This window comes from Cupriavidus sp. P-10 (genome assembly GCF_003402535.2).
Lineage (GTDB): Bacteria > Pseudomonadota > Gammaproteobacteria > Burkholderiales > Burkholderiaceae > Cupriavidus.
Genome location: NZ_AP025173.1, coordinates 80657 through 93041, shown reverse-complemented (window position 1 = coordinate 93041; position 12385 = coordinate 80657). Strand labels below are relative to the sequence as shown.

Below are 12385 nucleotides of genomic sequence, written 5' to 3'. Positions count from 1 at the left end.
GAGGGCTGCGGCGTAGCAACTTGCCGCCATGCCAGCCCCGGTTGCCGGCAGGTCCTCGAAAAGCACCTCCGCAAGCGCAACGCATCGATGTCGTACTCAAGGGTTAGCCCGAGGCGATCCTTGTATGAAGTGCGCCGGGCGATTTCATCGCGCCCCATCCCCTTCAGGCATCCATACTGCGTGTAGACGTGATCAGACAACGCAAAGCACTCAGTCAGATTTCGCCATTCCTTCCACACGGGTAGGGCAAAATTTCGGAGGTGCCATCGAAGTCTCGTCGTCGCCATCCGAAAGAGATGGTCGATGACTTCGCGCTCCGTTAGCTTAGCTTGCATCTCGCTCATGCCTGTGCGGTCGTCACGGGGAAGCCAAAGCTCAAACGTCGGGTCGCCCATCACGGTAGCGATCCCGCGATGTGTTCCATGGCCTTTTCTATGCAGTCAGTCCCGGCACGCGGCAAGGGAAGGATCATCCGGCGCGACACCGTTCGTGACGGCCATTGCACGATAGCGCCTGATTTAACGTGTGCCAACGCCAATCGGTCGCATATCCCGGCGCGTTCGCGTAAGCGTCGTCGGTCGACCACAGTCGCTCGCAACGTCGTGCGTTGCCTGGCAGCGGACCTATATTGACCCGCTACACGGTGTTTGAACTGTCGGAAATGCGGCCACTCGAACGGCTAAAAGCGGTTCGCTTGACAGGGGATTCTACCGGCTACAATACGGTCCAGGTAAGCAAATTCGGCGGGGGGAAGAGAATCACTTATGCGGACAAGCTTGTCACCGGACTATCAAATTGACGCCCCGGAAACGCGTGACAGGGTGATGCATTTCCTCAATGGAATCGGGGTTCCTGCCCGATACGAAGACGGCGCAACCGGCTTCTCCGAAGGATGCTGCATCGCGCAGGGTGCGCTACATGTAGATCCTGCGTGCCGGATTTCGACAATTCTGCACGAAGCGGGGCATCTGGCCATTACACCACGGCGCTTCCGATCACTTATGAACGGAAACCTCTATGCAGGTCATCGCGAAATGCTGAAGGTCGTCGATGAGGCAGGTGTGTATCCGGACGATCCCCTCTATCGTGCAGTCATTCAATGCTCGGATCCAGAAGCCACTGCATGGGCTTGGGCAGCGGGTACCGAATTGGGGCTGCCCGGCGAAGAGATTGTTCGAGACGACGAGTACGGTGGTGATGGTGAGGCAATCCGGCTGGCGCTGCAGATGCGCGCCTACATTGGAGTACACGGACTCGCTCACGCCGGCTTTTGCGCGATTCGCGAGCGTAACGGTGTCGCTGCCTGGCCGCGCCTGCATTTCTGGACGCAAGAAGTTGGATTTCCGGAGTACGTCCCAGCTGGAGAGTAAGGGCAAGAGTTGAACTATGAAAACACCAGGCAAACCTTGTGCATCGTGTCCCTGGCGTCGCGCTGCGGGTGCGGGAGACATTCCAAACTTCGATCTCGAGCTGGCCGAAAAGCTGGCTGATACATGCCCTGACCACCGGGGCATGGGGCCGGACTTTGGAGCCAGTATCTTTGCGTGTCATCAATCCCGGCAAGGAGAGGAGTTCGCGTGCGCTGGATGGCTGGCGAAAGTCGGACACCGCCATCCCGCGGTGCGCCTGGCAGTGGTCTCCGGTCGGCTTGATCCAGCAGCACTAGAGCCTGGCGAGGACTGGCCGGAACTGCATGACAACTATCGGGAAGTGCTGGACAAGCTGCGTGCGACGTCGAATTTTGAAGACGAGGCCAAAGGAGATGAGTCGGCAGTCAAGATCGGGGGATCCAACGCCAGCGTTATTCAGCATTGCCGCCCCGTGGGATCGCCTCACTCTTCAACGGGGCAAGCAGCACGCGCGATTGACGGCACGCCTACACGAATGACGATCCAAAGTCGGAAAGTTGTGGCTTCTACAAAATCTTTGGAGAGTCAGTAGCCGTCTCAATACCCAGCGCTAACTGGTGTTGGTGTGCTCAAACGAGCGCTTACGATAGTCTCGCCGTCAACCTGAACTGGTGTTTGCCGTGAGCCGCTCGTCGCGCTTGCCCCTTTTCCTGTCAACCGCGCTGCTTCAGGACAGCCGCGCGATACCGGGAGCGCAGTAGCAGATCCGGCACCGGCGCGAGGACCTCCGCCATGAATTGAAGCTCGACGCAGGAATCGGCACCGTGTTCCCGTACCGCCCGATCAAATGCGGCCTGCGCCGCTTCCAATTGCGTCTTGACGCGGCACACGCTCAGGCGGCGGCAGCTCTGGCTCCTCGAACATCATGAGCCTCAACTGCTGTGCATGCGCGACCCAACCTCCAACAGATGCCAATGGAAGGTCGTAAGGAAGGCATCCACGCGATCAATCTCATTGCTTGGTCCCCGTCTCATCGACGACTACAACCGTGGTGGCCCACAGAAAACGACTTTGTAGTGTTTGCCCCCCTTGTGGAGCAATACGGGCTTACCGTCTTCGACTCCAGTCCTAGATGTCGCTTTCGCTTCTAACTCATCCCCCACATCCAATCCATCGCTCGCACCCATTGCTCTTATCCGTTTCGCGGTACATCGGCTTCGATCGCAGCATCGTCATCGCAAGCGCTCTTCGTTCCACTCTAGAGCCTCTAGTGCTTCCTCCCCTGCCAGCGATGGACTGAGCGTGACTTCTGCTTGCCACATATCGCCGCTGTCCCGGATGAAAATGAAACCGGAGTCGGACAGCATCTGCGCCGCAGCTGATACCTTCTTGCGCTTCAGTTCCTGCGTTTCCACGCACTCTTCGAGTAGCCGCCGCGCATGTGGCCCCATGGCGCGCAATCGCATCGCCGCCGCGTGCGCATCGGCTTCGGTCTCGTAGTGCAGGAGCATCGCTCTTTTCCTATGTTAGAGCGGCAGACCGGCGACCGAGTACAGCCGAACCGCCGAACGTGGGATGCCAAAGCGCTCAATGGAATCCTCAGTCTGGAGTGGCAGTACCATCAGCCGGTGCATGAAAGCGCCCCCGCTGGGATCGACGTGTGCAAACAGCCTCTCCACAAGTTCCCGGTTCTGCAGCGGCTCATCCACGACCACAATATCAGCACCGTTAAAATCGAACATCGGGTAGTGACCTACCGTAGCACCCCGCACCTTGCCTTCGAAATCGACCTCAACCTTCTCACTCATCAGTAGCGTCTGGCTGTCGGCATACGCAACTCGCAAGCCATCTTGTGCACGTGTTTCTTCCGTCCACTGCTTCAACGACAAGGTCTTTCCCGTTCGGCACCGACCAACGATTCCAAGAACCTTCACTGTTCCAAGACAGTCGCTCACAAGAGCTGCCACTATCGCCGGTGTCAGGATGACGTTGTTCAATTTCTTTTCCGTCTCAAACGTTATCGTTGGTCACGAAGTCCAAGAAGAACTCGAACCACAACCCTTCCTGGCCATCCGGCAGGCTCAGCGGATACTGATCCGGCTTCTCAACCACGCGCGCGCGGTAAGCCTGCTCGAATCGCTCCACATCGCTGCGCAGCTCGGCGATGAAAGCATCGAGGGTCTGTGCCATGCTTTGCTTTTCCGTTATTCAGGGTGGAAATCTTGCGAGAGCACGTCATCAACAGCCCAAGGCAACGCTTCCGGGAAGACATCGAGATCCAGGCCGGTCTCATTGCTCGCGATGCTGCGGGCCTTTGACCATACGATGTCGAGCCACGCAGCATCGCTGAACTTACCCCGCAAGCTTGGGGCTTCATTCAGCACGTAGGCAACTTCCTTGCGCTGTGTGCGAATGTTGAACTGCCAACTCTTGCTGCGGCGGGAAGGCTGAAACTGCCACTTCAGCAGGTGCGCCAGCAGCACGGACATGCGGCTTGCCAATTCGCGTTGTTCGCTCTTGCCCACGTCCTCGATCTCGTCTGCAATGTGCCGAACGTCGATGGCCGACAGCTTGCCCCCACGCAGCAGTGCGGCCTGCTCGCCTGCCCAGGCCACCACATCCTTCTCATAGGCCGTACCCATGACGGCTCCATCAAATGTGGCTTAATGCCAGGTGCACACGTGCACCACGTCAAGCGCGCTCGCTTGGCTTCCCGATCGTCTTCCTGGCGTGATTGATGACCGCATCCGGGCAATTACGCCGCCGCGTACTGTCCGGTGCTGCCAGATATGATTTCCAAGTGGACAGGGAAATCGGAAAGGCTTGCCCCTTGTTGACCAACGCCAGCGCTTCCACCTGGGTGATGCCGGCTTGCACGATCAGCGCACGCAGCTCCGCGCCGTTATCCTCTTTGACTTCGTTCATAACTTCGCGCTTAGGTGCACTTGTGCACCAAGAATAGCACACGGCTCTCCCATGCCGCCTTGGAGCCGTCCGAGCTATGAAAGCTGGGCCCCTCACCCATGGTTGCTCCAGTTTTCTGTCAGAAGAAATGGAAAAGCCGGTCCCTTTCGGAACCGGCCATGGATTGAAATAGAGAAGGCGATTACGCCCCGGCAGCAAGCGCCGTGACGTCGATCATGCCATCGGCCTCATCAACCAGCTCCGGCGTCTGGGAGATGAAGAATTCCCGTTCATATCCGCCAACCCGCAACACTTCACGCTTCATCTTCATGAAGGCGCGCTTGCGCTCCGGATCCAGCGGACCGTCCGCTTCATCAGTGAACAGCGTCTGAAAGGACTGCCGCGCGTGTTGCGCCCGATACAGGGCGATACCGCGCGTCAGGCATTCGTTGATCCACACCTTCTGGCCGCCGCTGATCACGGAAAACTCCTTCGAGCTATCGTTATCGGCATCCAGTACCGCAATCGAGAACCCCTCCCGGGCTTCCCCGCTAGCCAGCGTCGTTTGCGTCCGGATCGCGATTGTGAATCGCGGCCCATAGCAGGCGAGCAGCAAGTCATTGACGATGCCGGTAATGGCTGGCCCCGCATCATCGATCGACAACGCGATCACGCCGTCGTTGCCGAGCCCCTTGCCGAGCAGCTTCCACTGCGCGATTTCGTCGGACAGGCGTTGCACCTGCGACTCAAGCCCCGGCAAACCACCAAGCTCCCGCTCGATCCGGTCACGTTCAGTGGCCAGCGCACTTTGACGGCGGATCAATGTTTCGATCTTGCCGTCGGCCGCGCTGACCCCTTCCCGGACGCCCGCAATGTCGCGGTCGAGGTCCGCAATCAGGCCCGTCACATCGGTTACGGCCAGCGTGTCAACCTCTCGTTGCATCACAGCCAGCTGGGATTCAACATCCTGGAGATCCCGGACGAGCCGGTCCTTCCGTTCAGTCTCCTCCTGCGCCAGGGCTGCCAGGTCGCCCCGTGCCTTCCCAAGCGCAGCGGCGGCGGTGTCAAGCAACGGTCTCTGAGCCGCCAGGGCAGTCAGGCGTTGAAGCTGCTGATTGTCTCGCGCGATGTCTCGCTGCAGGGATGCCACCGCTTCACGAGCCGCCGGCAGGCGCTGCAATGCCGCGTCCATTGGCCTCAGGGCTTCCTGCTTATCCCTGTAGCTGGTACGCAGATTGGTCACCACGATAGCCTGGGCTTCGTACTGGCCTTTGGCCTCGCGGGCTTGCGCAAGCAACGGACACTGGCTGTGCATTGGGTGGCCGCTGCAAGGCACGGTATCCATGACATCGGTCTGGGCCTTGAGGGTCCGCGCCAGCTGTGCCGCCACCGAGCCGCGCTGCTCCATCCCGCGCAGCTCACTTACCAGCCCCGCATGCCGCGTCGCAAGCGCTTCGACTTCGGCCAGCTCCCGCTGCCGTTCGGCAAGTTCCGCTTGCCGACGGCCAAGGGCCATCTGCACGCCATCTTGTTGCGCGCCCGCGGCGGTGATCGCCTCGGATTGCGCAAGGGTTGCCTGGCTCGTCGCCAGGGTATGCTCAAGGTCCCGCTGCCGCGCAGTCGCCTTCGCAATCGCCGTGCGATCGTCCATGGCAAGCTGCTGGCCACGTGCCATCAACTCCCGCTTGCGCTGATGCAACTCGCGCAACCGGGCTTCAGTGCCGGCCGATGCCGCCTGCTTGGCAGCCAGCGTGGCGCGTTCCTGCTCCAGCTTGCTGCCACGGTTGAGCCGCTCCGTACGATGCGTCCGCTCAGCAGCAAGGGCCTGGTCGATCTCCTGAATCTCCCTGGTCATCGCTGCCACGGTGTCGCGCTTGCCAGACAGCACAAGTACATCCCGCTGCAGCCCATCCAGAGCACGGCTCAGCGCCTTGGCCACGTCGCCCGCTTTCGCGGACAGCTCGCGCAGGTGATCGATCCCGAGCAGCTCGGCGAGCAGCTTCTTGATCTCGGCGGGCTGGTAGCTTGCCAGCGGCCGCCGGTTCTGCGCGGAAAACACACTGGTGAAGAAGGCTTCGGCCGATCCCAGAACCGAGTCAAGGCAGCGGCCGTACGTGTCGGCCTTGCCATCGGAAACGGTGCCGTCAGACAGTTGCACCGGGCTCCAGTCGCCCGTCGCGCTCTTCTCGAACAGGTAGTACTCCGCCTTGCGGCTCTTGCCCGGGTTGCGAAACGCGAATGCCGACCGGTAAACCTTGCCGCCGTGCTCCCATTCCAGGTCCTTCTCCGCGCGCGGGGCACAGAGGTGGTCCCAGTACGAGAAAGCGTCGGCCGACATCTTCGTTGCGTGGCTCGGCATGAGCGGATACGGATGCAGGTTGTCCATGATCGTGGTCTTGCCGGCGCCGTTGGGGCCGACAATTGCAATCAGGCCAGCCGGCAGATCGGTCAGATCCACCGTAACGCTGTCCCGGTGCATGCCATCGCGGATACCGTGGAAGCCGGCGAGGGTCAGTTTCAATGGGCGCATTCGAGGACCTCCGCGCCAAAGGAGTGGAGATAGTCAGACGGGAGCTCCATGGCGCCGCCATCAAACACCGGCATCTCGGCCGCGGCCGGCACATCCTGCTCCGGCTGGCCCGCGATTGCGCGTTCGACCGAACGCACCGCCGCCGCAAACTGAACTCCGGCCATTTGCAGAAGCGCCTTCCAGTCGTCCAGGCCTGTCATGGCCCTGAGCTCCAATGCGCTCCACTGTCCGGCAAAGCCGTTCGAAAAAGACCAGATAACGTCTTGCAGCTCCTTGGACGGTGCCACGGAGTACCAGGTGTTGCCACCGTCGGTGGCAATCGCCATGACCAGTATGTGATCGCGCTTGGCAATCACTGCGCCGCGGCCGCGGCCGAACGGCTCATACATCATGCATTGCGTGAACTGGTGGTTCTCGCACAACCGCTTGGCCAGATCCGTGCGGGTCATGGCACTTTCCTCAACATGGAGCCACTTCGGACCGGCGTGATAGAGAATCATGTTGCACTCCAGGGTAGGACGGAGCGCGCCCCGGACGGGAAGCACCACGTCTGGGTAGATAGAAAAGAAATGGATACTGCTGGTCGATGCGTCAACGACGCGGGTGAAACCGGGTTTCGACAGCCACTCACGGCTGTCGGAACAGGGCTCGCATGTTCAGAGGGTTAGGCGGGTTGCCCCGCGAACAGGTCATCGGTGAGCCAGTCCATACTTGACTGGTCGGCCAGCGGCGCCGACGCGAGAACCGCCACGGGGTCCGGGCTCGGGTCGGAGCGTTCAACACCGCTTGGTGTCACTTCCGCTCGGGGATGCTCATGCGCACCAGCCTCGCGCAGTTGGGCGAGCACGCCGTCCGCGATCGACTGTGCATCGAGCGTTTCCAGCATGGTCAAACGGTCTACCAACGGGGCAGTGTCAACGCCGGTCAGCTCACCCCAGCGGGAGAGCTTTTCCGGCAGACTGGCCGCCCGGCTGATGCCTTCAGCGCGGCTACGCACGGCCGGCAAGACGCGCGTCTCGATCTTGACCTCGGCGCTTTCTCCGAACAGCGCTAGAACCGCGTCACGGTCGACCAGTTGACGATGCTCCTCGTTGACCGTCCAACGAATGCGCACGAACTTCTCAGCGGCTTCCATGGCAATGTCGGCGAGCCTTGCCATGTCCGGCGGGCCATCGAAGTCCACACACACCGTCGCGCGTGCAGGCGTGGCCACCAACGAGGCCGTGGCATGTCCGGGGGTCACCTGCCACTGCAGGTATCCCTTCTCCCCGATCTCGCCGTAGTGGAATCGCCCGATGGAGCCGGGATATGCCACTACCCTGCCCTCCCGCTCCCATTGCTGAGCGCGGTGGATATGGCCAAGCATGAAGGCGTCACACTCGGCCTCGAACAGCGCGCCAATGGTGAACTCATGGTCGAAGCCGGCCATGGGTACGCCGTGCTCGGTCTGGCAGCCGTTCACCGTGCCGTGCGACACGCCGACCGTGCGCACGCCCCATGACCGCCATTGGCGATTGATAGCGCCAGCCGCGGCCAGGTAGTGGGCAAGCTGGTCGCCCACCGCCGTCGCTGCGTTGGCCACGCCGGCGGCAGCAGCCAGTACCGCCTTGTTGACGGTCGGCACGCAGGTGAAGACCACTTCGGGCATGCCGTGCTGGGCCATCAGCACGTCGATTTCCGCGGGCGAGAAAACCGGGCCGTCCGACGGTACAAACTGCCCCGCGCACAGCGCGACCTGATGGATGCGATCGGCTACGTATACGGGATGGTGCGCACCGATGAGTCGGAACAGGTCCAGCGTGCCCGGTGGCTCATGACTGTAAGTGCCCTGCAGGAGCAGGACGGGCATGTGGGCCGACAGCCGGTGAATCTGCCGTGCGAGCGCGGACAACGCTGGCGTGTGCGCGTCAAGACGATGATCGGTGGAATCTCCCGACACGACCCCGACGTGGCAGCCCGACGCAATCGCATCGTCGACCGCAAAGCCAAAGCAATGGTCCGCCTCGGCCAGATGGCTGGGCGAGTAGTGCAGGTCTGAGAAATGACCCAGACGCAGGCTTTCGCCTTCGTTGAGCATGGAACCTCCTATGGATAGGGAATGTGCCGCCGGATTGGCCAGCGAAGCGAAAGGAAGCATGGACACCATCGGGCGTCCATAAGTCGAGCCGGCACGCAGGCCAGGCTCAGGGAGAGATCTCGGCGGCGATAGCCTTCACCTGCTCGCGGTATGCGACCGGGTTATTCGCCAACGCAATGCGCATGTCGTTCACCACCTGCCGAACCGCTTCGGGCCGCTTCGTCCATCCGGCGCCAAAGCTGTTCTGCAGAAATACACGCAGATCCATGCGATCCTGCTCGTTGCCGAAGCCGAGGCGCCCGGCGAGCTCGTTGAACTCCGCGGCCAGGTCTTCATCGGCCGCGTGCTGGGCCTGCGCGTCGGGCAACGCACGCTCATCCTCTGGCGGAGAATCGCCTGAAGACTCACGCTGCTGCGACACTTCCGGTGTGCCCTCGAGCGCTGCGATCGCGTGTTGCGCGGCTTCGACATGCGCGAGCTCCGGCCGATCGGAGCCGTCAAGCAGCCCGGCCAGATCGAGATCCGCATCGAGGGTGATGAGCCACTGCATCTGCCGAACCGGCTTGCCGGATTCAGGCTCGATCCGGCTGATCTCGACCTCCTGCTTGCTCAGAAAGAACTGGACCCCGACCAGACGCCCACGTGCCAGCGCGACAGTCTGCATGGCCGCGTGCGCCTTCTGCAGGACATAAATTGACGTTGTCGGCAATTCGATCAAGCCCAGGCCCCGAGTGCTCGGAACTGCGAACAAGAACGAGGCAGACAGATTGCAGAAGCCTTGTTGGTACTGCGGGCAGCTGTGTGGATCGCACCGGCCGTCCGGGATAGCATCGTCCTGACGGAGGATGACAGGTCGACCACCCCACACGCGCTTCGCACGATTGGCTCGCGCATCGCGTTGCACCAGCGCGTAGGTCTTGCAGTAGCGCAAGCCGTCCGGTCCGTACTCCGAAAAGAACTGCCTGCCGCTGGCCGTGTACGTCACCAGCTCATTTGGCATGTTGCGCAGCCAGTCATCGAAGGCGAACACCACGGGGAAGCGCCATAGCTTCAGGCCATTGCCATCGCCGCGGTCTTCGCCGTAGCGCTGTAGGATGTCGTCGGCTACGGCAGGATTCGCGAAGTCCGATCCTCGACAGGTAAACCATGGCACGTTCTTCGGCACGAGGGCGTTGCGCAATTGGGTCTTGCGCTCGATCTGGATGCCGATCGACTCAAATGAATGCCCTTGGGCAAGCATCGCGTCATGGATTCGCACGGCTTCGGGATTCTCCCGGGCCTTGCGAGTCAGGACTTTGATTCCCGGCCGGATCTTGCCGATGATAGGCGGCCGCATGGGCCGCTCTTCTAGAAGGCTTCTCGGTCCGTCGAAGCCGCTGTAGGTAATGGGTGCATGCATGCGTTCATTCTCCTTTCTGAGAGAAATCGAACGACGTTCGCCCGGATGGACGCACCATGCTCCCGTAGGCGCAAGGCTGTGTCTGCCCCGCGCTGGGTCGTTACGGTGGAAAGGAAGGCCGCACGAGCGGCTTCCGGAAGACTTGCGACGTGTGCCGCCTCACAAAGGTTGCGCCAGGCTGCCGGCATGTCCTTGTACATCGGACGCCGACGAACCAGCATTGCCGCGATGGCGGCGGAAATCTCGGAATCGTGGTGCATGACATCTCCCCGAAACAGGCTTCTCACAAACAAAGAAAGCCCGCGTCCCGGATGCGCCGGAGAGCGAGCTTTGTTCGAGAGACCTGCATGCCACGCCCCTTCCGGGGGCGTGGCACTCAGGGAGCAGCGTGCTAATCGCCCGCCGCTCATGCTGAGGACGTAAAGTCGTCCTCGTGCAGCATGGTCACGCTGCACAACAACCCATTTCGCGAACCCACAGGTTCGGCCGCAGGTTCACGGATCGGCTCGACGTCAGCCGTTCTGCCTAGGAGGGGCCTGGAGAGAGACGCCACATGGTCCCAGGCTCGAACGGTGTCCAGCGTGCACTTATGAAGAGGCACAGCGAAAGACGCGTATTACGAGCTGATGAGGGAAGTGTTCGGCGAAAACACTTATCACAAGGAATATCCACACCGGTAGCCAGCCGGTCGGCGCGTGCGCAAATGGCACGACTTGGAGCAGAAGATGGACTCGCCAGGAGTCAGGGTCGATGCGTCAGTGACGCGAGGTGTGAGTGAATTGTGGCACATCAGCACCCGGAAAAAAGTCAGAAAGCTCGCCAATTATGTGTCGCTTTCTCCAGGCATCTGTGCAGCGTTGTGTCTCAGAATGCCTGCTGAGAGAGATCCCACCACATGGAACATGGCCGAACCTTCCCATCATCTGCCCGATGGCGAGCCGCATCCTATACCGCTGATATCGTCGCGGGACGCGCCTTCTGACACCACCGCATCCGACGCCGGACCCAAGCCCATCCGGCGGATGCTCAGCGAGGGACGCGTCGCAAAGATCGTTCCTCAAACGGACAGCGGCACAGAAGTGTCCTACTGCACCGACTTCGTACGGAACTTCCTGCGCAGCGACTACAACTTCATCACGTCGAAGTTCTCGGTGGCCAGCAAAGGCAAGATCCTCGCCCTGGACGAGGCCTTCCGAGCGGCGCAGGAATGGATGGACGCGAGGCTGCAATGGATTGAGCGGCAGCCAAGGCGCCATCTCAGCCTTAGATTCGACCAACGGCAGCTCGTGGTGACACACTCGCTAGCCGGACGGCTGATCCGACTGCTTAACCAGCACGACAGACTCTTCCACCGTGCGCTCGGGGCATACATGGCCCAGTCTATTACCGACGCTGAGAAGGACGAGGCGATTTTTGGCGCTGCCAGACAAATCCGTGCGATCCACCGGCTTTGCATCCCCGACAACGACTGCTTCTCCCCCGACGGAAAGCTGATCGATCAAGCCTGAAACCTGAAAGACAGTATGGACATCAACGAAATCGAACGCCTGCACGCGCACTATGCGGAGCCGCCCGTCACGATCGAACTGGCCCCGTCCGGTGCCGCCAGCCTTAGCGCCTCGTCGGCGCTGCCCCCAACTCACACGCCGTCCGGGAACGAGGCAGTGCCTGCCTGGGCGCGTATCAAGCCGATCCATTGGCGGGGCCTTGGCATTGTGCTGATTGCCGTTCTCGCCTTCGGCGGAGGTCGATGGCTCGCGTCGGGCGACACGCACAAGCGCCCCGAGTCGTCGACGGCTGCCGCTTTGCCAGCGGCCATTGGACCAGCCGAAGATGGCGGCCACGAATGGCCCGCGTCGCAGCCAAGCGTCGCGCAGCCAGCCGCTGCTGAGCCCACGCCTGTCCCCTCGCCGTCAGCTGCGCCGGCCGTGTCCGCGCCCGCGCCTGCGGCGAGCTCAGCAGCCGCTGCCGAGAACCGGGCGAAGCCCCAAGCGCCCAAGGCGCAAGTCCCGAAGCAGAACATGGCTGCGCCGGCGCCCACCAGGCTGCAACCGGCCTCCCCCCCACAGACCGCGCAGGTAACCCCGGCATCCAGCCGCGGAAACGAGATCAAACTGTTCTGATTC

At 61.5% G+C, this 12385-nt stretch carries 14 protein-coding genes; 4 read left to right on the top strand and 10 right to left on the bottom strand.

Annotated features, from left to right (window positions below; all coding sequences use genetic code 11):
- Window positions 1-824 precede the first annotated feature (824 nt).
- Both CTP10_RS37995 and CTP10_RS37990 read left to right on the top strand, forming a co-directional pair.
- Entirely contained in the window at window positions 825-1370 is a 546-nt protein-coding gene (locus tag CTP10_RS37995) for a hypothetical protein (protein ID WP_081050318.1), read from the top strand.
- A gap of 16 nt (window positions 1371-1386) precedes the next feature.
- Window positions 1387-1941, top strand: coding sequence for a DUF6283 family protein (locus tag CTP10_RS37990; RefSeq protein ID WP_143010729.1), 555 nt, complete (start codon window positions 1387-1389; stop codon window positions 1939-1941).
- A 640-nt stretch (window positions 1942-2581) separates the two neighbouring features.
- On the opposite strand, the gene CTP10_RS37985 is transcribed toward CTP10_RS37990, so the two are convergent.
- From CTP10_RS37985 to CTP10_RS41495, 10 genes are all read right to left on the bottom strand, one after another.
- Window positions 2582-2860 carry a hypothetical protein gene (locus CTP10_RS37985; protein ID WP_058698133.1) on the bottom strand — a complete coding sequence of 93 codons (279 nt, stop codon included), beginning with the start codon at window positions 2858-2860 and terminating at the stop codon, window positions 2582-2584.
- Between the two features lie 15 nt (window positions 2861-2875).
- Entirely contained in the window at window positions 2876-3346 is a 471-nt protein-coding gene (locus CTP10_RS37980) for a hypothetical protein (protein ID WP_081050300.1), read from the bottom strand.
- Between the two features lie 13 nt (window positions 3347-3359).
- Window positions 3360-3539: a hypothetical protein gene (locus CTP10_RS37975; protein ID WP_058698135.1), complete on the bottom strand. Its 180-nt coding sequence runs from the start codon at window positions 3537-3539 to the stop codon at window positions 3360-3362.
- A gap of 14 nt (window positions 3540-3553) precedes the next feature.
- Entirely contained in the window at window positions 3554-3991 is a 438-nt protein-coding gene (locus CTP10_RS37970; protein WP_058698136.1) for a DUF29 domain-containing protein, read from the bottom strand.
- Window positions 3992-4040: 49 nt separating this feature from the next.
- The gene (locus tag CTP10_RS37965; protein WP_058698137.1) at window positions 4041-4274 is read right to left on the bottom strand and encodes a hypothetical protein; all 234 of its coding nucleotides are present in this window, start codon (window positions 4272-4274) and stop codon (window positions 4041-4043) included.
- 181 nt (window positions 4275-4455) lie between these two features.
- Window positions 4456-6783, bottom strand: coding sequence for an AAA family ATPase (locus CTP10_RS37960; protein ID WP_058698138.1), 2328 nt, complete (start codon window positions 6781-6783; stop codon window positions 4456-4458).
- A complete protein-coding gene (locus CTP10_RS37955) occupies window positions 6771-7283 on the bottom strand; it encodes a hypothetical protein (RefSeq protein WP_058698139.1) in 513 nt (170 codons plus the stop codon). Before CTP10_RS37955 ends, CTP10_RS37960 begins: the two co-directional genes overlap by 13 nt.
- Before the next feature lie 164 nt (window positions 7284-7447).
- Window positions 7448-8860, bottom strand: coding sequence for a metallophosphoesterase family protein (locus tag CTP10_RS37950; protein ID WP_058698140.1), 1413 nt, complete (start codon window positions 8858-8860; stop codon window positions 7448-7450).
- 106 nt (window positions 8861-8966) lie between these two features.
- A complete protein-coding gene (locus CTP10_RS37945) occupies window positions 8967-10259 on the bottom strand; it encodes a recombination directionality factor (RefSeq protein WP_058698141.1) in 1293 nt (430 codons plus the stop codon).
- The gene (locus tag CTP10_RS41495) at window positions 10208-10447 is read right to left on the bottom strand and encodes a DUF7696 family protein (protein WP_442875270.1); all 240 of its coding nucleotides are present in this window, start codon (window positions 10445-10447) and stop codon (window positions 10208-10210) included. The genes CTP10_RS37945 and CTP10_RS41495 overlap by 52 nt, the downstream gene beginning before the upstream one ends.
- 714 nt (window positions 10448-11161) lie before the next feature.
- Between CTP10_RS41495 and CTP10_RS37940 the strand changes: the two genes are divergently transcribed.
- Together CTP10_RS37940 and CTP10_RS37935 are read left to right on the top strand one after the other, a co-directional pair.
- The gene (locus CTP10_RS37940; RefSeq protein ID WP_143010730.1) at window positions 11162-11767 is read left to right on the top strand and encodes a hypothetical protein; all 606 of its coding nucleotides are present in this window, start codon (window positions 11162-11164) and stop codon (window positions 11765-11767) included.
- Between the two features lie 15 nt (window positions 11768-11782).
- On the top strand, window positions 11783-12382 hold the full coding sequence (locus tag CTP10_RS37935) for a hypothetical protein (RefSeq protein WP_058698143.1): 600 nt from the start codon (window positions 11783-11785) through the stop codon (window positions 12380-12382).
- Window positions 12383-12385: the final 3 nt, after the last annotated feature.

Coding starts and splice junctions, on each gene's coding strand:
- CTP10_RS37995 (WP_081050318.1), top strand. CDS start 825: ATGCATTTCCTCAATGGAATCGGGGTTCCTGCCCGATACGAAGACGGC.
- CTP10_RS37990 (WP_143010729.1), top strand. CDS start 1,387: ATGAAAACACCAGGCAAACCTTGTGCATCGTGTCCCTGGCGTCGCGCT.
- CTP10_RS37985 (WP_058698133.1), bottom strand. CDS start 2,860: ATGCTCCTGCACTACGAGACCGAAGCCGATGCGCACGCGGCGGCGATG.
- CTP10_RS37975 (WP_058698135.1), bottom strand. CDS start 3,539: ATGGCACAGACCCTCGATGCTTTCATCGCCGAGCTGCGCAGCGATGTG.
- CTP10_RS37970 (WP_058698136.1), bottom strand. CDS start 3,991: ATGGGTACGGCCTATGAGAAGGATGTGGTGGCCTGGGCAGGCGAGCAG.
- CTP10_RS37965 (WP_058698137.1), bottom strand. CDS start 4,274: ATGAACGAAGTCAAAGAGGATAACGGCGCGGAGCTGCGTGCGCTGATC.
- CTP10_RS37960 (WP_058698138.1), bottom strand. CDS start 6,783: ATGCGCCCATTGAAACTGACCCTCGCCGGCTTCCACGGTATCCGCGAT.
- CTP10_RS37955 (WP_058698139.1), bottom strand. CDS start 7,283: ATGATTCTCTATCACGCCGGTCCGAAGTGGCTCCATGTTGAGGAAAGT.
- CTP10_RS37950 (WP_058698140.1), bottom strand. CDS start 8,860: ATGCTCAACGAAGGCGAAAGCCTGCGTCTGGGTCATTTCTCAGACCTG.
- CTP10_RS37945 (WP_058698141.1), bottom strand. CDS start 10,259: ATGCATGCACCCATTACCTACAGCGGCTTCGACGGACCGAGAAGCCTT.
- CTP10_RS41495 (WP_442875270.1), bottom strand. CDS start 10,447: ATGCCGGCAGCCTGGCGCAACCTTTGTGAGGCGGCACACGTCGCAAGT.
- CTP10_RS37940 (WP_143010730.1), top strand. CDS start 11,162: ATGGCCGAACCTTCCCATCATCTGCCCGATGGCGAGCCGCATCCTATA.
- CTP10_RS37935 (WP_058698143.1), top strand. CDS start 11,783: ATGGACATCAACGAAATCGAACGCCTGCACGCGCACTATGCGGAGCCG.